This is a genomic window from Micromonospora sp. CPCC 205558 (assembly GCF_036902955.1).
GTDB lineage: Bacteria > Actinomycetota > Actinomycetes > Mycobacteriales > Micromonosporaceae > Micromonospora.
In genome coordinates this window covers 34663-54562 of the sequence record NZ_JBAKHR010000020.1, presented here as the reverse complement: position 1 = coordinate 54562, position 19900 = coordinate 34663, and the positions used below count along the sequence as shown (strand labels likewise).

The following is a 19900-nucleotide window of genomic DNA, read 5'->3' as shown; positions in this document are numbered from 1 at the left end:
CAACACCACGCTCTGAATCGCGTATCGTGCTGCCCGTGTCTGACCAGCCGGCGTCGGAGCCGAGCCGCAAGGCAACGATCGCTCTCGTCCTGGCCAGCCTGAGCCTCGTGCTGTCTTTGGTCTCGTGTGGCTTCGTGGCCGTTGCGGGGCTTGAGGACTTTGATGATTCGCTTCAGTCACCGCCGCAGCCAGCGAGCGCGTCGGAGGTCGAAGCCTTCGCCCACGTGACCTTCCCGCCGGGCACGGTGTTTCTCTCGGCCGCCCAAAGTAACGGACTGGAGACCTACCTGTCGGCGAGGTTCCGGATTCCTCGCGAGGCCCTCGACACCTTCCTCACTGACGGAGATTTCGCCGCCGAGTTGACCCCCGGGCTACGCGCCGTCAGCAAACAGGACGACGTCGGCGGAGGAAACAGCTGGCACCCCGAGACGGCGGTTCGAGTCTCCGGACTGGACGAAGAAGCACCGGGACCCAACGGCACCTACCGTCGCCTGCTGGTGGACCTCGATGCGGAAGACACCGTGACGGTGTACCTCCGCGCGAGCAAGCCCTGATATCCGAGGCTCGCGTCGACGTCTGACACTTGAGTTGGACGAGGGATGCTTTCAGGCAGTCCCATCAGGTGGGGGCGGGTCTGAGCGGTGCATGGGGAGGACTGACTTCGCGGTCCTCAGCGACGCAGACAGCATGGACGTCAGCCCGCGCTCGGTCAGCCGACCATCTTGGCGCTGTTGAAGCGCCCCGATGACGATGACCGCAATGAGCGCTGCTACCAGGACAACCGGAAGGGTCCACCAGTCCAGCAGCCGAGCGGTGACCAAGAAGAGTGTGACGACGACGGCAAGGCAGACGAGGTAGAACAGTCCAGCGCGCCAAGGTCCCTGGTTCGCGAGTCGTTGACGCTCAAGCTCCCGTACTACCTTGATCACGTCGTCAGCGCGACGTCCTGAGACGCGATAGCCAGCTCGGCCGACATAGGCGCCGCACTCGGGGCAGGAGTTGCCGACAGCGGGCGCGCGACAGTGGGGGCAGACGACCAAGTCCGTTGGATCCTGGTCGTGAGGTTCTCGTGCCATGGCACTGATTTTCACCCAGCCGTGCAAGATGGTCCGTCGCACAAGCGTTCGCGACGGCCATCGGGTCAGATGGTGACGACGATCTTCCCCGCCGGGTGCCCGTCGCGGAGGTGCCGGATCGCGTCCGCAGCCTGGGCCAAGGGATAGGTACGGTCGACCGCCGGGGTTAGCGCGCCCGATTCGATGAGGGTCCCCAACCCGCTCAGGTCCCCGGTCCGCTCGACCGCGCTCACGCTGCGCAGCCGTTGACCGACGAACAGGGACAGCATTGGCGCGCGGAACATCTGCCGGTCGTAGCCGCTGAGAACCGGACCCTTGGTGTACGCGCCGCCGACCAACGCCAGCGTCCCGTGTGGGGCGAGGGCGCGGCGCAGGAGAGAGATCGGCCGGTCGCCGCCGGTGTCGATGACCACGTCGTAGACCGGGCCGTCGCGGTCGACCTCCTCGCTGGTGTAGTCGAGGATGTCGTCGGCGCCGAGGGAGCGTACGAAGGCGGCCCTGGCTGGTGTGCAGACGGCGGTGACCGTCCCCCCGTACGCCTTGGCGATCTGCACGGCATGCGACCCGACGCCGCCGGACGCGCCGATGACCAGCACGCGGTGCCCCCGGCGCACCGCGCCGCTGTCGCGGACCGCGCGCAGCGCCGTCATTCCGGAGACCGGCGCGGCGGCGGCCTGCGCGAACGACACGTTGGCCGGCTTACGGGCCAGCCGCCGCTCCGGCACGCTCGCGAACTCGGCGTACGAGCCGCGCAGGCAGGTGCCGTACACCTCGTCGCCGGGCCGGAACCGGGTCACCCGGGCGCCGACCGCGACCACCACCCCGGCCAGGTCGCGGCCCCGAACCGGCACCCGGGGTCGGCGCAGCCCGCTGGCCAGCCGCGCCAGGTAGGGGCGGCCGGTCATGAAGATCCAAACTCCGGGGTCGACGCCGGCGGCGCGGACGGCGACGAGGACGTCCCCGTCGCCCACGGCCGGCTGGTCGATGTCGCGAAGGTGGAGCACGTCAGTGGAGCCGTAGCTTCCCTGGACGATGGCCTTCATGGTGCCGCCTCCTCGGGGTACTGGAACACGTCGTCGAGCCGAACACCGAACACGTGGGCGATCTTGAACGCCATCTCCAGCGATGGCGAGTAACGGCTCTGTTCGATGGCGATGACGGTCTGCCGGGTCACGCCGATCCGGTCGGCGAGCTCGGCCTGGGTCATCTCGTTGTGCGCGAAGCGCAGCGCGCGGATGCTGTTCGTGACGCGGGTCGGCTTCACCACTGCGGAACACCCCTGCGGTAGACGATCACCTTGGCCAGGGAGCCAACCGCCGCCGACAGGACAAAGCACAGGTAGATGACATTGGCGATCCAGAACCAGTCCCACTCGGCCAGCGCCATCAGCATCGCCGACACCGCGCCGATGGCCACGAACGCCTGGCCGACGTAATCGCCGAGCCGTCCGATTTCCCGGTCACGTACGTCGCTGACCCGGGAAGCGCGCGGGTTCACCACGCCCATCACGATCTCGGCCATGATGCTCGCGACGATGCCCCCGCCGACCGTCCACAGCAGAACCCCGGCGTACGGGGTGGCGGTGAGCGTCCCGCCGTCGGCCCGGTTCACGACGACGGCGGCGTAGACGGCATACCCCACCACGCTGACCACCAGCATGATCCAGGCGCGTTTCTCCTCATGCGTCACGGCTGCCTCCCTGTAAAGAATTCTTGACACGACCATAGTATGGCGTTTTTGACACCATGTCTAGAAAGTTTTACATCGATTGCAGTGAGTGCCCAGTGGGCCGCCTGCTCGGCGGCCTGACCGGCTCAACCGGCGCACGCATGCCTGTCACTGCGATCTACACTCCACCCTCGTGCCGACGAAGACGACGACGCCCAGCAGGTGTCCGGCTTGTGCCCACGACCTGTTCCTGCTGGATGCGGGGGTGCGCCCCTGGTGCCCAGCCTGTCGGTGGAACCTGGACGTGTATGACCCCGCCCTGGCTCCGTGGCGCGGCACCACGGTGATCGGTCGGTGGGGGTTCCGGCGAGGGCTGGAGCTCGACCAAGCAACGCATGAAGAACTGCTGGCCGACCCGGAGGCACGCCCGGTTGGGAAGTCGTCGGCTGAGGTTTGGCTGTTGGCGGTCTCCGTGGTGCTGGCCCTGCTGGGGGTTGCGGCAGCGGGTTGCCTCGTCTGGCTCGTCGTGGCCAGCGACCTGCCACCGGGGGTACGGCTGGCTCTGGCGATCCCCGCTGTGCTTGTCCTGCTGCTGGTCAAGCCGTCGTTCGGGCGGGTGCCCAGGCACGGCGTGATCACCGAGCGCGAGGCCCCGCAGTTGCACCGTCTGGTGCGGGAGGTTGCAGATGCCGCGGGTACGCCGGTTCCCGATGTGATCTGTGCGGACCTGACCATCAACGCCGGTGTCGGTCGGCTGGGCTGGCGCCAGCGATCGGTGCTCGTCATCGGGATTCCCCTGTGGGTGATGCTGCCGCGGCCGGCTCGGGTTGCGCTGTTGGCGCACGAACTGGGTCACCTCGCCAACGGCGACCCGCTTCGGGTGCGCAGGACGCTGCTAGCGACGACGTTCGGCAGCCGGGCGGTAATGGCCACTGGAGGGCGAAACCCTTGGCGGCGGGCGGTTCGCGCGACGGAATCGCTGGCCGAGCAGGGGAGCGGGATGGTCGTCTTCCTTGGGATGGTCGTCCATGGAATCGTCGCTTTGGCGAACGTCGCCGCCGCGACCGCGCAGCTGCTCATCGACACCGTGGCGATGCCCGATAGCCGCCGCGCCGAGTACCGGGCCGATCTGGTCGCCCGCCGGGTCGCCGGCAGCGCACCCTTCCTCCGATCTTGCGAGACGGTCCTGCTCGCCGGGCGGCTCTGGCAGGACTTGTGGCATCTGGCGCCCCGCATCGACGGCGAGCAACTGGAGGCGATGGCCGCTGAAGCCCGCCAGCGGCTGAGCGCTGACCTGCCGCTGACCCGTCAGCTCAGCCAGCGAACCACCGACCTGTGGAGTACCCACCCGGGCGAAGACCAGCGGATGCGGCTGATCGAGGCTTTGCCTGACACCGACGGGGCACTCTGGGTCGATGACATCCGCTGGGCCGAGGTCGACGCCGAACTCGCGCCGTGGCGCCGTAGCGCGCACAACGCCCTCCTTGGCACCCGGGACCGGTTCTGAAGAGCTTGCGCCACCAGGCAACCTGACGGTGCCGGCCGGACGGGCGGACCGTGCGGGGCCGACGCCAGGAGCGCCGGCCCCGCTGTGGTCGACCTCTTCAGAAGCTGAAGAAGGTGCACTGGAAGGCCATGTCATCCACCCGCACGGCACCGCTGCCACCGAGCAGGGAGACCCGCATGAACACCTGGCTCGGACCGTTCGCGTAGCTGGCCACATCATGCCGCCGCCAAGCGGTGTCGGTGATCCGGACGGTTCGCAGCGCGAGGTAGGTCCAGCTCGCCGGATCGATCACCTCGACGTTGAGCACCGCCGGCCCGCTGACCGCCCGGACGAAGAACCCGCCGCCGCAGGTGGTGGAGTGCCCGGCGGTACGCGGCCGCACGGTGAGCAGCTTGCCCACCCCGGACCAGCCGCCGGCCGAGGTCGTGAGAATGGCGTTGTTCGAACCGGACCGGGCCGTTCCCGCGCCCAGCTCGAAGGCTCCGCTCCCGGCGCCGGAGCGGTGGAACTCCCACACCGCTGCCGGATTCCCCTCGAACCCGTCGGTGTGCTGCCACAGGTCCGCCTGGGCGGGGCCGACGGCCACGGTCAGGGCCACCGTCGTCGCCATGACGGCCGCGGCGGTGAGGCGTACGGCTCTGGTGAATGCGGTTCTCATCGCTGTCTCCTTCGCTCGTCGCCGCTCGTCACGGCGCGCCGTAGATGACGACCTGGTACGTGTTGATCGCCTCTCCCACCGGCTGATGCCAGGTGCGCGGCGTGGAGTTGCATTGGCTGCCGTTCCGGTTGGCGTGCGAGTTCAGCCCGTACGCGGTGTTGTTGGCGAAGAGCGGCCCACCACTGTCGCCGCCGAGGGTGCAGATGTTGGTTTCGACCATTTGGCGTACGGTGCCGCCCGTGCCGTTGACCGTCACATTGGTCTTGAGCACGGAGCCGCACCTGAATCCGGTGGTCTTGCCCGAGTTGCAGACCGACAGCCCGCTCACGGCCGTCGCCCAACCGTGGATGCTGCGGCTTGTGTTGTTCCACAGGTTGATGACGCCGGTCGCCCAGACCGACGAACCGTTCATCCAGATGAGGCCGAAGTCGTTTTCCGGGTAGTTACTCTCCAGCGACGGGCCGACGTCCTGCCCGTTGGGCAATGTCCAGTGCGGAAAGCCCCGGGTGCAGTGGCCCGCCGTGATGATGTAGTTGAAGGTGAAGTCAGTGGCGGTGAAGCCGACCGAGCAGCCGCCCAACGCGTCCGCGCTGGAGATCCCGACGTTCGGTTGGATCTGGCCGGCGTTGGTCTCGAACCGGACCGCCGCGCCGAACTTGCGCGCAGCCGAGCGTTGCACGGCGTTCTTCGCCCCCGACGCCGGCAGGCTCACCACCACCTGGTTGGTCTTCGGGTCCACCCCCCAGGTCGTGTTCGGTTCACTCGCCGTGGCCTCCAGCGCCCGCTGGATGGTCTGGAGTTGCCGTTCGCCACGAGCGACGAGGCGTGCCTTCGCGCCAGCGGCGGTCACCTTCGCGGCGGCTGCGGCGTCGGTGACAGTGACGACGAGGCCGCCGTCGGACAGGTAGGCGCCACCCGAGCTGGCACCCAGCTCGGTGGTCAACTGGTTGGCGAGTCGCACATTGGCGTTCTCGGCACTGAGCAGCTTCTCGGCGGCATCGCGGCTGATGCCCCGCTGCTCGGCGATCGCCTCGGCCATGTCCGCTGCCCCGTCCGCCCGGGCCCCGTCGGCGACGCCGCCGGCGGAAGCCAGGGCTGCCGAGCCACCGGTGCGGGCCGGATCCGCCGCGCCCCCGGGCCGGGCCGGTCGGTCGAGCGGCCCGGCGGCTGCGGCCGTCGGGACGAAGGCCACCGACGCCACGACGGCGAGTGCCATTGTGAGCAGGGACCTGCGGCTTGGTCTTTTCGTACGCGGATGGCTGACCACACGTTCTGACATTCACCGCTCCGATCACGAGGGGACTGGTCGGCCAGGTCAGGAGCCGGATGGTCCGGACCAGACGGGAATCCTCGCAATCGGGAGGGGGCCGTGAGCGGGATGTTGGACGCGGCTGGACGCGGCTGGACACGGCCGGACACCTGGCTCGGGAGGCGTTGGGCGATGATCCCGACCTCGGGTACCGCCAGTGGCGGACCGCGATGGGGCACACTCTCCACCGGGGTTGCCCGCCGCCGGATCTGTCGCGATGCGTCGGGTGTCAGTGGGCGATGACCAGGTTGGCCATGTCGACGACCGGTCGGTAGCCGAGGGCGGCGTAGATCTTGTTCGAGGTCGGGTTGGCCTGGTCGGTGTACAGGCAGACCCGCGTACCCTCGGCCTGGATTCGCCGGGAAACCTCGGCGACCGCGTTGCTGGCCCAACCCCGCCCGCGTTGGGCCGGTGGTGTGTACACCGGGCCCACGCGAGCCACTCCGAACGACGGTGGGTTGGCGCCGGTGAGGTGCACCGGCTCCCCAGTCCCGTCGACCCAGAACCACAGCCGTCCGGCGTGGAGCCGGCGCAACATGTCCGTGCGGTCGGGCACGTCGTGGGCACTGGCATCGCGCGGGCGGCCGGCTTGTTCGTCGGCGTCGCCCGCGAACGCGGCGAACCACTCGGTGGCCAGTTCGACGTCGTCCTCGGTCGCGACCACCAAGCGGCCCGGCACCGGCGACGGCATCACCAGCTCGCCGAGCTCGTGCAGCCGGGTGTGCTGATTGACCTGAACTCGGCCCCCGCCGAGCCGGGTCAGTTCGGCGGCGCACAGTTCAACGGCGGGCAGGGCCCCGTTGATGGCGAGTATCTCCTCGTCGCGTTCGTGCAACGCGTGGGCCAGCGCAACGGCCGCCTCGTCGGGCATGGGCAGCAGGAACGGTGGGTAGGGGGCATACGGTGCGGAACGCATCCCGGCACCGACCACGGCACCGCAGCCGTCGCTGACCACCAGCCACCAGTTGCCGTCCGGCGGCGAGATCCCCTCGGCCCGCTGCGACAACAGCCGATGCGCGACGGTGGTCACGACCGTGCTGACGACCGGATCGGCGGCCAGGTAGTCACCCGCTGCGGCCAGGAACTCGCCCGGATCGGTGTAGAACCGCAGCCGCAATCCGGCCGTCGGGACAATTCTCATCCGCGTACGCTAGCCACCGCCCACCGGATCGGCACCGGAATATCCTCCGGCCGAGGACCTGTAAGCGCTGAGCCAGCCGGGATCTCATCTCCGCGCCTTCGAACAACCGCCGACGGTCGGGACTGATGAGTAGCGACTCAGCTGCCGTCAAACCGGTTACGGCGTCGTGCCGTCGCTGAGCTGCGGAGGCTTCGGTAGCGAGATGGGGACCGTTGACAGGCCTTGGATCGCCATGGAGTAGTACGTGTCGAAAAGGTCGAACACTTCGTTGGCTTGGTCAAGGGTGAGGTCGTCGGCACCGGTGCCGGCTGGCCAGTCGTGCGATGAGACGTGGTACTCGGAGTCCATGAACATCACCTGAACCGATCCGATCTGCCTGGGCGTACGAGGCTCGCAGCAGTGAAAACGTTTGGCGTGCCGTCTGGTTCACAGCCGAGGGGTCGTCGCACTCCAATCGCTCGATATGTTGGCTGAGTGTAACAGGGCCTTGCTCTAGTGGAGGTACTCCTTGGGTCCACCGAAACCATCGGTTCTGGCCGATAGGTGGATGAATTCCCACGTCCTCGCGAGGTAGGCGTAACCGGTGGTACTCGCGTTTAGGACGGCCAACAGCATCAGTACGCTCCAGGCCGTCGACGTAATGCCGAGGATTTGCATATCGGGTGGGACTTTCCATTGCAGGAGGGGAAGTCCTGCTTTGTAAACCATGAATAGGCCGCTGGCGGCGATCGAACACAGCACGGTGGCCAGCAGGGAGAGCCGCGCTGCGAGCGTTCCCTCAAGCAGACGTCTCGGTTGGCTGTCAAAGCCGAGCCAGGCTGCGGCGACAGCGGGAAATACCAGAAGGAACGCCGGCACATCGGTCCCCGGGTCGGGCTCACGGGATGTGACGAAGCCGATCAGCCAGATGAGGAGCGCCGCCGCGGCGGCAGCGATGAGCGCGCGGAAGACTGAGCCTGGCGGCACCTCGTAAAAGCGGAACCGCACATCCGGGATGCGCTCACCGTCGGGCAGTTTTTCTCTGGGCTCGGGGAAGAAGCGTGTGTAGAAGTGGGCGTAGCGTTGGCCGGCACGTCGGCGGAAGCGGTAGTAGGGCGGGGGAGTGGTCAGTTCCAGTAGAGGGCTCGTCTTCTCCAGTGCAAAGCTCTGCTCGAGCCTTGATTGGCGATCGTTCCAGTGGGCGTCCAGGTATCCCACCAGACCCTGCGCCTCCTGCACGCCGACGAACACCCCGTCCTGGCAGTCGATGATCAGGTGATAGCTCTGCGTGGTCCAAGCGTTGTCCAACGAGATGGAGAAGTCGACCGGCCGGGAGCCGAGCAGTAGGCGGGCGCGCGCCTTCAACCAGCTCAGGATGCCCTCGGACCAGGGCGCGAGGGCGAGGGTGGGCGTCATCATCCGCTCGTATGAGACGACGAATCGACCATCCACTGGACAGGGAACGGCCGCGACCACTGCGTAGTGGGATGAAAGCTTCTTGATCAGTTGGGCCGCGAGCTTCAACGCGGCGGGGTTCGCCAGCTTTTGCCGGCCGTTCGCATGTCCAGCCCGGTACAGCGCGTTGCTGCCCTCGTGATCATCAGCCTCGTCACTAGTGGTCGTGGCCCGACGCATCACCGCCTGGAGGGCGGTCCGCTCCGCTTCGAGCGCGTCCGAGTGATTGCCGTTGGAGATGTCCTCGCCGTAGGCAATGTCGAGGAGGGTCCGAAGCACTTTGGCGACGAGCTGCAGGTACTGCCGGTAGGACAGCACCGGTACCGCGCTGCCGTCGGCGGCCAGGACCCGCAGGTTGTCTACCATCTCGCCCTTGCGGGGCACGAGCACGGGGAAGAGGATGACGGCCGGATGTTGCTTGGTGTCGGCGTCGCTGCGCCCACCTTCGGAGACGTCGTTGCTCGTCGTCGTCCGCTGAGTCGGAATGCCTGATTTCTGGAGTGTCGCGGTATCAGCGGGGTTCAGTAGCCGTTGGACGTCCCGTGACGGCAACTGCGCATCGATCGTGACGAACTGGGTCAGTGTCCGCTGGCCCGGATCATATCGCTCGGTGAGCCGCTGACGAACGTGTGCGGGGTAGATGACGGCAGAGGTGAAGATACGCGCTTGGGCGGGCCCGGCGTTGTCCGAGGTATTGCTGATCTGAGCTTGGCCAGCGGTCCGCTGCAGGACGTTGACCTGGTATTCGGGCAACCCCCATACCTTCGTAGGTCGATGTGATTTCCGTTGCGGCAGGATGTAACGACGCCGGGTGTGTATGAAGAGCAGCAGACCGAGCATCAACGCTCCTAATGCCCGTAGCGCCCATCTCGTGTCGGTGCCCCAGCGACCTGGCGTGCCGACGATCACGAAGGCAAACAGGAGCGTCATGGTGACGCAGGTGACGAAAACGGAGAAGCTCGATGGCGGCGATGCCACACTTCGCTTTGCGATAACACGAGCCGAGGGCGGTTTACCCGTTGGCTCTGCTTCCTGTGCGGCCGGTGCGTGTTCGAGCGAGGAGACCACATTCACCCCCGGGTTACCGCTAGGACTCAATGAAATTCACGTTCGGCTTTACAGCCTTGCCGCTTCCCATAGGGGGAAGAAGATGGGTGTCAGCGACGCGACAGCAGGACAATGCCGGCGGCCACAGTTGCTCCGAGCAACGGATTGATTACGGTGGACGACCGGATGGGCGGCTGGTCCCCTTGACGGTTGAGTCGAGGTCGGGTGGCGCAGACCCTGAGGCGTTCGGGCCACATTGAGGACAGCGGCGCTATGCGAGCCCGGCAGGGATTCGGGCTGATCCAGTGGGCAACGTGGACCGTTCGGACAGCTGAGCCTGATGGGGAGCGGGCGGCCAGCGGCACGCGGACAATGGGGGGATGAAGCGAGAGGTACGCCTGACGCAGTTGGCCGGGACGCGGGCGAACGGCGCGGTGGCGACGGGTGCGGCGGCTACCGGCGCATGGGCTGCGGGGGCTGCGTCGCTCGGCGCTCTGGCCGTCGGGGCCGTGGCCGTCGGGGCGCTGGTAATCGGGCGGCTGGCTATCCGCCGCGCGGTCGTGCGCGAGCTGCGCGTCGGCCGGTTGGAGATCGACGAGCTGGTGGTGCACAGCCGACCCGCTGCCGAGGAGTAAGGCGCGGCCGAAGCGGACGGCAGCCGCCGGGATGCGCCTGGTGGCACCGCGTACGGGAGATCTGACGCGTGAGGTCCGTCGGTGGGGGCACGCTCCCGCCGACGGACCTCACGCGGATCGCGCCTACGGTTTGCGGGCGAGAAGCCCGACGAAGGTGTGATAGGTGTCGGTCTGCACCGTGGCGGGTGCGTCCGGCTCTGGGCGCCACTCGGCCAGCGGCACCAGTCCCGGTTCCAGCACCGTCAGCCCATCGGTGAACGAGAGGATCTCCTCGTCGGTACGCCAGCGGCCGGTGCCCAGCGACTCGTTGAAGATCCGCTCGACCTCGCGGGCCTTGCGGGAGCCCTCGGGGTCGCGTTCGCCCGGGTCGCGGAAGTGTGAGATCGCGACGTAGCTGCCGGAGGGCAGTGCGTCGATCAACGCGGCCGCCACCCCTCGCGGGTCCTCGTCGTCGCCGAGGTGGTGCAGGATCGCGAAGAGCAGCAACCCGATCGGCCGGTCGAAGTCGAGGAACCGACGTACGTCGGGATGGTTGAGGATCTCCTGCGGCTCCCGGATGTCCGCCTGGATCACCGTGGCGGTGCCGTCCGCGGCGAGCAGGGCCCGCCCGTGCGTCAAGACGATCGGGTCATTGTCCACATAGACCACCTGAGCCTTGGAGTTCTGCTCGGTGGCGACCTCGTGCACGTTGCCCTGGGTGGGTAGCCCAGATCCGATGTCGAGGAACTGGTCGATGCCCGCCTCGGTGACAAGGAAGCGAATCACTCGACGCAGGAAGGCCCGGTTCGCCTGGCCGGCGGCTGGTCCGTCCGGTGTGATCCGCAGGGCGTGCTCGGCGACCTTCCGGTCGGCCTCGAAGTTGTCCTTGCCGCCCAGAAAGAAGTCATAGACCCGGGCCACGCTGGGAATGGTGGGGTCGATGCCGGCGGGTGCCGCCTTGTCGCGGGTCATAGGCGTCTCCATTCGATTGGGGTTGGCGCGGGTAGGGGTCTGCGGGCGGTGCCGGCGTTGCGGCGAGTGTAGCGATCGGAAGGATTGAATTTTGCCCCACTGGTATCGCTCCCAGCCGAGCGAGGGGCATGAATGGTGCTCACGCAGGAGGAGGGTGCGGCGACCGTCCAGCGGGAGTCGGGTCGCGCCGACCGAGGCGTGAGATACGTTGGCGATCATCGATGTGCCGCTGCATGGTCGACGTATGACAGGCGTCTCCTGGTCCTCGCTGTTCTGCCGTCCGCGGCCGGTTCTGCTGGCCGCCGTCCTGCTGTCGGCGGCGGTTCTCAGCACCGCCCTGAGCGCCGCACCGGCGGCCTATGCCGCCACCGCGAGGCCCGCCGTCCATCCGAGGGTCGCCCCGACGCCCGGCGGGGCCGCGATCTCCGCCGCCGAGCCGACCGGAACCGCGCCGCTGGCGCCGGCCAGTACGCCGAGCACCGCGCCCGTCCCGCCGAGCGCGCCCACGAACCTGGCCGCCAGCGAGGTCCGGACCGGGTCGGTCACTCTCACGTGGACGGCCGCCACGTCCGGCTGCTGCGCCATCACCGGCTACGACATCACCTACTACCAGGAGTTTGGCGATGTCATCCTCAGCGCCACCGCCGGCGCGGTCACCACCACCACGATCACCACGCACATTGGGCCGGGCATGCAGTTCTCGTTCCGAATGATCGCCCGGGACAGCCTCGGGCAACGCTCGAACTGGTCGAACATGCTGACCGTGGTCACACCGGTGACGGACACCGGCCCGGACACCACCCCGCCGAGCGCACCGCAGAGCCTGACCATCGGCGACGTGACCGCCTCGACCGCCACGCTGTCCTGGTCACCGTCGACGGACAACGTCGGCGTGCTCGGGTACAACGTCTACCGGTTCGACGGCTGGTTCACCTCCAGGCTGATCGCCACCGTGCCGGGTACGACGTACACGACGTCGCTACCTACGTCGACGCCGCTGCGCGACCTCTACTATGTGCGGGCGCGGGACGCGGCGGGCAACGTCTCGATCGCGTCCAACACGGTCGAGGCGCCCACGACGCCCACGCCACCGCCCTCGACCTGCCGGGTGACCTACCGCAACCAGTCCGAGTGGCCGGGCGGGTTCGTGGCCACCGCGACTGTCCACAACGCCGGGGCGGCACCGGTCGACGGCTGGACCGTGACCTTCAGCTTCCCGGGAGACCAGCAGGTCACCTCGGGGTGGAACGCCACGATCGGCCAGACCGGTGCCACCGTGACCGCCCGTAACGTCGACTGGAACCGGGTCCTCGCCCCAGACGGCTCGGTGACCTTCGGCCTCCAGGGCCGGTGGGGCGTCAGCGACGCGCCACCGACTGGTTTCTCGCTGAACGGCGCTCCCTGCACCGTGGGCTGAAGGAGTCTTGTGAATACGCATCGCGTCACCACCCACCGCCGCACCAGGGCCCTGATCGGGGCTGTCACGGCCGGCATCCTCGTTGCCACCACCACGCTCGGCGGAGCGCCCGCCCCGGTCTCCGCCGCGAACACGCTCACCATGCGAGGCGCCGACGTCTCCTCGTTGCAGCGCAGCCTGGATCTGGGCGCCAGGTACTACGACGCGGGCGGCGTCGCCCGCGACCCACTGGACATCCTGAAGTCCGTCGGCGTCAACTACGTCCGACTGCGGGTCTGGAACAACCCGGTCAGCGGCTACAACAACAAGAGCGCGGTGTTGGCGCAGGCGAGGGCGGCCAGGGCGAAGGGCCTCAAGGTGCTCGTCGACTTCCACTACTCCGACACCTGGGCCGACCCCGGTAAGCAGTACAAGCCCGCCGCCTGGGCCGGCCACAGCCTGAGCCAGTTGCGGACCGACGTCTACACCTTCACCTACGACGTCTGCTCCAGCCTCAGGGGGCAGGGCACCCTGCCGGACAGTGTGCAGATCGGCAACGAGATCAACGTCGGGATGCTGTGGAACGAGGGCAAGGTCGTCAACAACGACTTCGCCCCGCTGGCCGGGCTGCTGAAGCAGGGCTACAACGCGACGAAGGCGTGCGGCGGCGGCATCCCGGTGATGATCCATACCGCCAACGCCGACAGCAACGCCAACGCCAGATGGTTCTACGACGGCATCCGCGCCCAAGGTGTGCAGTGGGACATCACCGCCCAGTCGTACTACTGCATGTGGCACGGCAGCCTGGCGAACCTCTACAACAACATCGTCGACCTGCGCGGGCGCTACGGCAAGCCGGTGGTGATCGTGGAGACCGCGTACCCCTTCACCCGGAACAACGCGGACAGCGAGCCGAACGCCATCGGCGACGCGACCTGTGACGGCATCAGCGCGACCTGGTCCGGGCAGGCACAGGAGTTCGACTGGGTCCAGAACACCGCCCGCAACGCGGGCGCCATCGGTGTCTTCTACTGGGAACCGACCTGGTACGCCGTCCGCGGCAACGGCTGGGACCCGGCCAACATCAACGGCACCGGCAACCAGTGGGACAACATGGCTGTCTTCGACTGGTCCGGGCGGGTGAACCCGGGCGTGCGCTGGACACCCTGACGCCCTCGTCGGACGCGGCGACGGATCGTGGCCGCTGCCAAGACCGCTCAAGCAACAGGCGTCGACCGGGCTGGGGTGCGGCAGGCGCGGTGGCCGTCAGGAAGCAGTGCTCGTGCCAGATGCTCAGCAGGTGCCCGACAGGCCCCCGCGAGCGGTCAGCGGTTGAGGTAGGCGGCCAGCCCGCCGAGCTCCTCGCTGGCGATGAACACCGACCGTACGTTGAGGATGGCTTCCTCGACGTGGACGGCGCAGCCCCACGCCGCGTCGCCCCACGAATCGGCGATCTTGATCTCGGCTCGCGCGGTGCACCCGTCGGCGCCGCCGAGCTGGCAGTGCTCCGGGTGCGGCGTGGCGGCCTGCGCGGCCGCGGCGGCACGCATCTGGGTGGCGAGTTCCGCGGCGCCGGCGGCCCGCTGCTCAGCCTCGGCGCGCAGCTCCCGCTCCACGCGCAACACCTTGGCCAACTCGTCATTGGCTGACTTGGCGCGTGCCTCGGCGTCGAGCTTCGCCTGCTCGATGTGGTGGCGTTCGATGGCCAGGGCTGCGGTGCCGGCGAAGAGCCGGGTGAAGGCGAGGTCGGTGTCCTGCGGGACGCGCGGGGTGCGGTGATACATCGCGAAGGTGCCCAGCAGGCCGCCGTCGCGGGCCAGGATCGGCGTGGACCAGCAGGCCGCCAACCCGGCCTGGTCGGCCAGGTCCCGGAAGTCGTCCCAGAACGGATCGGTGGCGATGTCGGTGACGATGACCGGTTCCCGCCGGTGGGCGGCGGTGCCGCAGGAGCCGACACCTTCGCCGGTCGCGATGCCGTCGATGGCCTGGTTGTAGAAGTCGGGCAGGCTCGGCGCGGCGCCGTGGCGCAGGTGACGGGCGTCGGGGTCGGCGAGTAGGACGGAGACGAGCACCTCCTGCGGTGCGAGGTTCTCGATGCAGCGGGCCATTCCGTCGAGCACCTCGGTCAGGGGTGCCTGACGGGCGATCTGCTCCAGCAGGGCACGATGTTCGGCCATCAGCCGTTGGGCCTGCTTGACCTGCGTGGTCTCCACGCCGAGCACCCGGATCCCGGTCACGTTGCCGTCGGCGTCCCGGCGCGGCTCGTAGGTGAAGTCGAAGAACGACTCCCGCGCCTGCGGGCCGCTGCCCAGCATGACCCGGACGTCACGGCCGGTGTACGGCTCACCCGTGCGGAAGACCTGGTCCAGTAGCGCGATGAATCCTTGACCGGCCAGTTCCGGCATCAGTTCGGCGAGCGCGACCCCGACGCGGGCCCGCTCTTCGCCGACGGTGGCGAGGAACGCCGGGTTCGCCGTTTCCACCAGGTGCGCCGGGCCCGCCAGAGACGCGAAGACGGCGATGGACTGCCCGAACAACGCCCGCAGGTCCTCCTCCGCTGCTCGTTCGGCAGCCGCCGGACCCGCAGCAGCAGTAGACCGTTGGCCTGGCACTGCGGTCATGGTGTGGTCTCGCCTCTCGTCTGTGGACAGGGGGAACGCCGGTGGTGCGCCCGCACGGTGGGGGTGGCGGTGGTGCGGAGGGGCTTGGCCGAGGCCGCCGCCGGTGCAGCGTACCCATGTACTCAGGAATCAGGTCCTACCCACCAACCACGCACCGCAACCCGCCGCCCGACCAGCCACGACAGCCGGTGACCCCGGCCCGACCGACGGTGTTTCGTCAGTCTCGCTCGTCGGGTGCGGGTGCGGGTTGGGGTTGCTGTTGCCAGGGATCACCGGAGGCGCCCGCGGCAAGGTGTTGTTCGTAGCTGGCCACTTTGCCGTCGATGAGTGCCAGGCAGTCGCGCAGCTGTGTGAGCTGTTCGATGATGTGGCGCTGGTGTTCGCGGAGCAGCTTGAGTCGTTCTGCCTCGTTGCCGCTGCCCTCGCGAACGAGCTTGGCCAGGCGGCCGATCGTGGTGAGCGGCATCCCGGAGGCCCGGAACCTCACGCAGTTCGTCAGCCACTCGATGTCCCAGGCGCTGTAGACGCGCCTGCCGGACCCGTCGCGCCGCACCTCGCTGGCCAACAAGCCCTCACGCTCGTAGAGCCGCAGGGTGTGCACGCTCAACCCGGTGTGCTGCGCCACCTGCCCGATGCTCAGGCCGCTGTCCGCCATGCCATCGACCGTAGCCGGTGGCCCGTACCCGTAGCCTGTTGACCTAGACCTGGGTCTAGCACCTAGCGTCCGCGGCATGACCCACACCATGTTCGGCGCCCACAGTACGACCGGAGATGTCCTCGACGGGATCGACCTGACCGGCAGGACCGCCCTCGTCACGGGTGACTACTCCGGGCTCGGTCTCGCCACGACCCGCGCGCTCGCCCAGGCCGGCGCTCGGGTCGTCGTCCCAGCTCTCCGGCCGGACGTGGCGCAGCAGACACTCGCCGACGTAGCCGGGGTGGAGGTCGACCGCCTGGACCTCGCCGACCTCGCCTCCGTCCGCGCGTTCGCCGAACGGTTCCTGCGCGGCCATCCGGCCCTCGACATCCTGATCGCGGGCGCTGGCATCATGGCCTGCCCGGAGACCCGGGTTGGACCTGGCTGGGAGGCGCACCTGGCGATCAACCACCTCGGCCACTATGCGCTGGTGAGTCTGCTGTGGCCCGCGCTCACCGGGGCGGAAACGGCTCGTGTCGTCTCGGTCGCCTCCGGGCGCGACCCGGCGTGGCGCATCCGGTGGGACGACGTGCAGTTCGAGCGCGGGTACGACAAGTGGGAGGCGTACACGCAGTCCAAGCTCGCGAACATCCTGTTCGCCCGCCACCTCGACCTGCTCGGCAGGCCGCACCGCGTCCGCGCCTTCTCCGTCAACCCCGGCTGGATCCTCACCCCCCTGCAACGGCACCTCGCTGTGGAGGAGATGGTCGCCGCCGGCTGGATCGACACCGACGGCAATCCTCGGCCGGGCCTGTTCAAGACCGTCGAGCAAGGCGCGGCGACCCAGGTCTGGGCCGCCACGTCATCCCAACTCGACGCGGATGGCGGCGACTACTGCGTGGACTGCCACACCACCGAGGGCAACCCCACCGACAGCGGTGAGGCGGCCCGACTCTGGGCGCTGTCGGCCGACCTGACCGGCCTCGATCTCATCGCCTGAGCCTGCGTCTCACGGCGGCGCCTGCCGGCAGTCAGATCAGGGCCGCGGCCAGGGTGCGGAACGCGTCGGCCGGGAACGTGGTGTCGTCGCCACCGTTGAGTACCTGGATCGCCACCTCGTCCGCCCCGGCCTGGTAGTGCTGCTCCAGCCCGGCCGCCACCTGCTCGACGGTGCCCCAGGGGATCAGGGCGTCGACGAGGCGGTCGCTGCCTCCGGCGGCGAAGTCCTCGTCGGTCCAGCCGAATCGCCGCAGGTTGTTGGTGTAGTTGGGCAGTGCCAGGTAACCGCTCGTGTACTGCCGGGCGGTGGCGCGCGCAGTGCTGGCGTCCGGGTCGAGGACGACCGCGACCTCGGGGGCGAGCAGCCGGTCGGGCCCGATTGCCGCCCGGGCCTCGGCGGTGTGCTCGGCCGGGACGAAGTACGGGTGCGCCCCGGCGGAACGGTCGCGGGAGAGTTCGAGCATCCGCGGGCCCAGTGCGGCCAGGATGCGTCGCTCGGGCGAAACCCCCGCCGCGTCGAGGCCGTCCAGGTAGTCCACCATCCGCGAGTACGGCTTGCGGTAGTCGGTGCCGCCGCCTTCCACTATCACCGCGTGGCTGGCGCCGAGACCGAGCAGGAACCGGCCGGGGTGCGCCTGCTCCGCGGCCTGGACGAACGCCGCCACCTCGGGGGGCGTCGAGTGCCAGATGCTCACGATCCCCGACGCGACGCCGATGCGCGTGGTCCCGTCCAGGATCTCCCGGAAGCGCGGGGCGACGTTCTCGCCGAAACCGCCGGAGAACCAGATCCGTGAATAGCCGAGGTCCTCCAGCTCGGTCGCGGCGTCGATGACGGCGCCCTGACTCTGGCTGGCGAGGAAGAACGGTTGCCACACGCTGACGAGTCGTTGTGCCATACCGGAACCCTACGACCCTCAGCGCCGATTCCTCACTCACGGCGCGAGGCCGGCCTGGATCGCCAGGATGGCGGCCCGTACCCGGTCGCGGCTGCCGGTCTTGGCCAGCACGTTGGTGACGTGGGTCTTGACCGTGCTCATGGACAGGTAGAGGCGCTCGGCGATCTCGTTGTTGTTGAGCCCGGCGCCGATCAGGGCGAGCACGTCGGTCTCCCGGGCGGTCAGCTGGTAGGCCGACAGGTCCACGCGGGTGGCCGGGTCGGTCGCGCGGACCCGGTCGAGGACGGCACCGGTGACCTGGGCGGAGAGGACCGCCTCGCCGGCCACCACCGTGCGCACCGCGGCGATCAGGTCGCGGGCGCTGGACCGCTTGAGCAGGAACCCGCGTGCGCCGGCGGCGATGGCGTCCAGGACGTAGGCGTCGTCGTCGAAGGTGGTGACGACGATGACCGCCGGCGCGTGCGGGATGGTGGCCAGCTCGCGGGTGGCTTGCAGGCCGTCGAGTACCGGCATGCGGATGTCGACGAGAGCGACATCGATGCGGGAGTCGCGACGTACGGCGTCGAGGAGCTGCCGGCCGTCAGCCGCCTCAGCCGCGACCTGGATGTCGGGCTGGGACCGCAGGATCAGGCTGAAGCCGTCCCGGACCAGCTCCTGGTCGTCGGCGATCGCGACGCGGATCACGGGTTCGCCACCGGCAGGTTGGCCTGCACCACGGTGCCGCCGCCGGGGCGCTGGCTCAGCTCCCAGCTCCCACCGCGCGCGGAAACGCGTTCGCCGATGCCGAGCAGACCCGAGCCGCTCGTGGGTACGCGGGGCGGCCCGATGCCGTCGTCGCTGACCCGCAGGCGGGCATGGTCGCCGACGCGGACCAGCTCGACCCAGGCCGCTGTGGCTTTCGCGTGGCGGGCGATGTTGGTGAGCGCCTCCTGGGCGATGCGGTAGACGGTCAACACCCCGACCTCGTCCAGGCCCGGCTCGGGGTCCAGTTGGACCCGCACCGTCACGCCCTGCTGGCGTAGCGGCTGCGCGAGCAGCTCGTCGATGTCGGACAGGCGCGGCGGCGCGCTCACCGCGATCGACGCGTTCGGATCGCGCAGGTGCACGACGAGCGTGTCGAGCTCACTCAGCGCCGTGCGCCCGCTGCCCGCGATCGCCCGCAGCGCCGCCCCCGGGTCGTCGCTGAGCTGACCCGCCTCGGCCTGCACCACCATCGCGGTGACGTGGTGGCCGACCACGTCATGCAACTCGCGGGCCAGGTTGGTGCGCTGTTCGAGCCAGGCGGCCTGGCCGCGCAGGTCGGCTGTCTCCCGCGTGAGGGCGTATCCGCGTGACCACGACCGCAACAGGATCGCCAGGAGGTAGCCGGCGGTCACGAAGAAGAACGGCTGCTCGTACAGCCCTCGCCCGTTGAGCAACGCGATGGCGAGGGCGCCGGCCGCACCGATCAAGCCACCCACCCATCCCAGCCACGGGTGTCGGGTCGGGTCTTCGCAGACCGAGACGAACACCAGGCCGGCGGCCGCGAGGCCCAACTGCACCGACTCGCCGGTGCTCACGATCGCCACGAACGCCGCGCAGACCGCGAAGATCAGGGTTCGGTGGCGCGGGCGTAGCGCCGTGGCCCCGAGGCTGACCGGCAGCACCAGCCACGCCCAGCCCGCCGGAACGGACACGCCCCCGTCGACGGTGGTGACCACGGCGATGATGATCAAGCCAACCGCGCCGTACGCGAGTCGGCGCACCCGCGAGGGGTCGCGCAACCGTTCGCGGATTCCAGTCATCACCCGCACAGTCTCCGCGACCGGCCGCAGGACCGGCCAGTACCCAGGTACCGGATCGGTCGGCACCCCGGTACCGCCCTCCCGGCCAGATCGGCACCGCGGCACGTTCCGCGAAAACGCTCACCGCGCGAACCTGCGGAG

General features: G+C 68.9%; 20 protein-coding genes. 6 read left to right on the top strand and 14 right to left on the bottom strand.

Annotated features, from left to right (window positions below; genetic code table 11):
• The first annotated feature begins 35 nt into the window (after positions 1-35).
• Positions 36-554 (top strand): hypothetical protein, encoded by a 519-nt coding sequence (locus tag V6U86_RS22265; protein WP_334506009.1) that lies wholly within the window; start codon positions 36-38, stop codon positions 552-554.
• A 587-nt stretch (positions 555-1141) separates the two neighbouring features.
• Here the strand turns inward: V6U86_RS22265 and V6U86_RS22260 are convergent.
• Genes V6U86_RS22260 through V6U86_RS22250 form a run of 3 tightly spaced genes read right to left on the bottom strand, consistent with a single transcriptional unit; the run spans position 1142 to position 2765 of the window.
• On the bottom strand, positions 1142-2119 hold the full coding sequence (locus tag V6U86_RS22260; protein ID WP_334506007.1) for an NAD(P)-dependent alcohol dehydrogenase: 978 nt from the start codon (positions 2117-2119) through the stop codon (positions 1142-1144).
• Positions 2116-2343 carry a helix-turn-helix transcriptional regulator gene (locus V6U86_RS22255; RefSeq protein WP_442934985.1) on the bottom strand — a complete coding sequence of 76 codons (228 nt, stop codon included), beginning with the start codon at positions 2341-2343 and terminating at the stop codon, positions 2116-2118. Before V6U86_RS22255 ends, V6U86_RS22260 begins: the two co-directional genes overlap by 4 nt.
• The gene (locus V6U86_RS22250; RefSeq protein ID WP_334506005.1) at positions 2337-2765 is read right to left on the bottom strand and encodes a hypothetical protein; all 429 of its coding nucleotides are present in this window, start codon (positions 2763-2765) and stop codon (positions 2337-2339) included. The genes V6U86_RS22255 and V6U86_RS22250 overlap by 7 nt, the downstream gene beginning before the upstream one ends.
• 451 nt (positions 2766-3216) lie before the next feature.
• Between V6U86_RS22250 and V6U86_RS22245 the strand changes: the two genes are divergently transcribed.
• The gene (locus tag V6U86_RS22245) at positions 3217-4251 is read left to right on the top strand and encodes a M48 family metallopeptidase (RefSeq protein ID WP_334506003.1); all 1035 of its coding nucleotides are present in this window, start codon (positions 3217-3219) and stop codon (positions 4249-4251) included.
• Between the two features lie 97 nt (positions 4252-4348).
• Here V6U86_RS22245 and V6U86_RS22240 read toward each other — a convergent pair whose 3' ends face one another.
• The 5 genes from V6U86_RS22240 to V6U86_RS22220 all read right to left on the bottom strand — a co-directional run bounded on the left by V6U86_RS22240 (position 4349) and on the right by V6U86_RS22220 (position 9723).
• Positions 4349-4909, bottom strand: coding sequence for a hypothetical protein (locus V6U86_RS22240; RefSeq protein ID WP_334506002.1), 561 nt, complete (start codon positions 4907-4909; stop codon positions 4349-4351).
• A gap of 28 nt (positions 4910-4937) precedes the next feature.
• On the bottom strand, positions 4938-6125 hold the full coding sequence (locus V6U86_RS22235) for a S1 family peptidase (protein ID WP_334506000.1): 1188 nt from the start codon (positions 6123-6125) through the stop codon (positions 4938-4940).
• A gap of 322 nt (positions 6126-6447) precedes the next feature.
• Positions 6448-7359, bottom strand: coding sequence for a GNAT family N-acetyltransferase (locus V6U86_RS22230; RefSeq protein WP_334505998.1), 912 nt, complete (start codon positions 7357-7359; stop codon positions 6448-6450).
• Between the two features lie 156 nt (positions 7360-7515).
• On the bottom strand, positions 7516-7707 hold the full coding sequence (locus V6U86_RS22225) for a hypothetical protein (protein WP_334505997.1): 192 nt from the start codon (positions 7705-7707) through the stop codon (positions 7516-7518).
• A 144-nt stretch (positions 7708-7851) separates the two neighbouring features.
• On the bottom strand, positions 7852-9723 hold the full coding sequence (locus V6U86_RS22220; RefSeq protein ID WP_334505995.1) for a hypothetical protein: 1872 nt from the start codon (positions 9721-9723) through the stop codon (positions 7852-7854).
• A 497-nt stretch (positions 9724-10220) separates the two neighbouring features.
• Between V6U86_RS22220 and V6U86_RS22215 the strand changes: the two genes are divergently transcribed.
• The gene (locus V6U86_RS22215; protein ID WP_334505993.1) at positions 10221-10475 is read left to right on the top strand and encodes a hypothetical protein; all 255 of its coding nucleotides are present in this window, start codon (positions 10221-10223) and stop codon (positions 10473-10475) included.
• Positions 10476-10598: 123 nt separating this feature from the next.
• Here V6U86_RS22215 and V6U86_RS22210 read toward each other — a convergent pair whose 3' ends face one another.
• Complete coding sequence (locus tag V6U86_RS22210; protein ID WP_334505991.1) at positions 10599-11426, bottom strand: SAM-dependent methyltransferase; 828 nt, start codon at positions 11424-11426, stop codon at positions 10599-10601.
• Between the two features lie 244 nt (positions 11427-11670).
• Between V6U86_RS22210 and V6U86_RS22205 the strand changes: the two genes are divergently transcribed.
• Both V6U86_RS22205 and V6U86_RS22200 read left to right on the top strand, forming a co-directional pair.
• Positions 11671-12843: a cellulose binding domain-containing protein gene (locus tag V6U86_RS22205; RefSeq protein ID WP_334505989.1), complete on the top strand. Its 1173-nt coding sequence runs from the start codon at positions 11671-11673 to the stop codon at positions 12841-12843.
• Between the two features lie 9 nt (positions 12844-12852).
• Entirely contained in the window at positions 12853-13992 is a 1140-nt protein-coding gene (locus tag V6U86_RS22200) for a glycoside hydrolase family 53 protein (protein ID WP_334505987.1), read from the top strand.
• Positions 13993-14147: 155 nt separating this feature from the next.
• On the opposite strand, the gene V6U86_RS22195 is transcribed toward V6U86_RS22200, so the two are convergent.
• Together V6U86_RS22195 and V6U86_RS22190 are read right to left on the bottom strand one after the other, a co-directional pair.
• Positions 14148-15443, bottom strand: coding sequence for a GAF domain-containing protein (locus tag V6U86_RS22195; protein WP_334505985.1), 1296 nt, complete (start codon positions 15441-15443; stop codon positions 14148-14150).
• Positions 15444-15660: 217 nt separating this feature from the next.
• On the bottom strand, positions 15661-16098 hold the full coding sequence (locus tag V6U86_RS22190) for a MerR family transcriptional regulator (RefSeq protein WP_334505983.1): 438 nt from the start codon (positions 16096-16098) through the stop codon (positions 15661-15663).
• Between the two features lie 76 nt (positions 16099-16174).
• Between V6U86_RS22190 and V6U86_RS22185 the strand changes: the two genes are divergently transcribed.
• Complete coding sequence (locus V6U86_RS22185; protein WP_334505982.1) at positions 16175-17080, top strand: SDR family NAD(P)-dependent oxidoreductase; 906 nt, start codon at positions 16175-16177, stop codon at positions 17078-17080.
• Positions 17081-17111: 31 nt separating this feature from the next.
• Here the strand turns inward: V6U86_RS22185 and V6U86_RS22180 are convergent, their stop codons facing one another.
• Genes V6U86_RS22180 through V6U86_RS22170 form a run of 3 tightly spaced genes read right to left on the bottom strand, consistent with a single transcriptional unit; the run spans position 17112 to position 19759 of the window.
• Complete coding sequence (locus V6U86_RS22180; protein ID WP_334505981.1) at positions 17112-17975, bottom strand: LLM class F420-dependent oxidoreductase; 864 nt, start codon at positions 17973-17975, stop codon at positions 17112-17114.
• Positions 17976-18011: 36 nt separating this feature from the next.
• Positions 18012-18659, bottom strand: a complete 648-nt coding sequence (locus tag V6U86_RS22175; RefSeq protein ID WP_334505980.1) for a response regulator transcription factor — start codon at positions 18657-18659, stop codon at positions 18012-18014.
• Complete coding sequence (locus tag V6U86_RS22170; RefSeq protein WP_334506173.1) at positions 18656-19759, bottom strand: sensor histidine kinase; 1104 nt, start codon at positions 19757-19759, stop codon at positions 18656-18658. Before V6U86_RS22170 ends, V6U86_RS22175 begins: the two co-directional genes overlap by 4 nt.
• Between the last annotated feature and the right edge of the window lie 141 nt (positions 19760-19900).

Bases quoted from the DNA above. Each gene is read 5' to 3' on its own strand.
- V6U86_RS22235 (WP_334506000.1), bottom strand. From the start codon at position 6,125: ATGGCACTCGCCGTCGTGGCGTCGGTGGCCTTCGTCCCGACGGCCGCA.
- V6U86_RS22220 (WP_334505995.1), bottom strand. From the start codon at position 9,723: ATGACGCTCCTGTTTGCCTTCGTGATCGTCGGCACGCCAGGTCGCTGG.
- V6U86_RS22185 (WP_334505982.1), top strand. From the start codon at position 16,175: ATGACCCACACCATGTTCGGCGCCCACAGTACGACCGGAGATGTCCTC.
- V6U86_RS22240 (WP_334506002.1), bottom strand. From the start codon at position 4,909: ATGAGAACCGCATTCACCAGAGCCGTACGCCTCACCGCCGCGGCCGTC.
- V6U86_RS22230 (WP_334505998.1), bottom strand. From the start codon at position 7,359: ATGAGAATTGTCCCGACGGCCGGATTGCGGCTGCGGTTCTACACCGAT.
- V6U86_RS22225 (WP_334505997.1), bottom strand. From the start codon at position 7,707: ATGGACTCCGAGTACCACGTCTCATCGCACGACTGGCCAGCCGGCACC.
- V6U86_RS22195 (WP_334505985.1), bottom strand. From the start codon at position 15,443: ATGACCGCAGTGCCAGGCCAACGGTCTACTGCTGCTGCGGGTCCGGCG.
- V6U86_RS22170 (WP_334506173.1), bottom strand. From the start codon at position 19,759: ATGACTGGAATCCGCGAACGGTTGCGCGACCCCTCGCGGGTGCGCCGA.
- V6U86_RS22210 (WP_334505991.1), bottom strand. From the start codon at position 11,426: ATGACCCGCGACAAGGCGGCACCCGCCGGCATCGACCCCACCATTCCC.
- V6U86_RS22260 (WP_334506007.1), bottom strand. From the start codon at position 2,119: ATGAAGGCCATCGTCCAGGGAAGCTACGGCTCCACTGACGTGCTCCAC.
- V6U86_RS22190 (WP_334505983.1), bottom strand. From the start codon at position 16,098: ATGGCGGACAGCGGCCTGAGCATCGGGCAGGTGGCGCAGCACACCGGG.
- V6U86_RS22180 (WP_334505981.1), bottom strand. From the start codon at position 17,975: ATGGCACAACGACTCGTCAGCGTGTGGCAACCGTTCTTCCTCGCCAGC.
- V6U86_RS22205 (WP_334505989.1), top strand. From the start codon at position 11,671: ATGACAGGCGTCTCCTGGTCCTCGCTGTTCTGCCGTCCGCGGCCGGTT.
- V6U86_RS22215 (WP_334505993.1), top strand. From the start codon at position 10,221: ATGAAGCGAGAGGTACGCCTGACGCAGTTGGCCGGGACGCGGGCGAAC.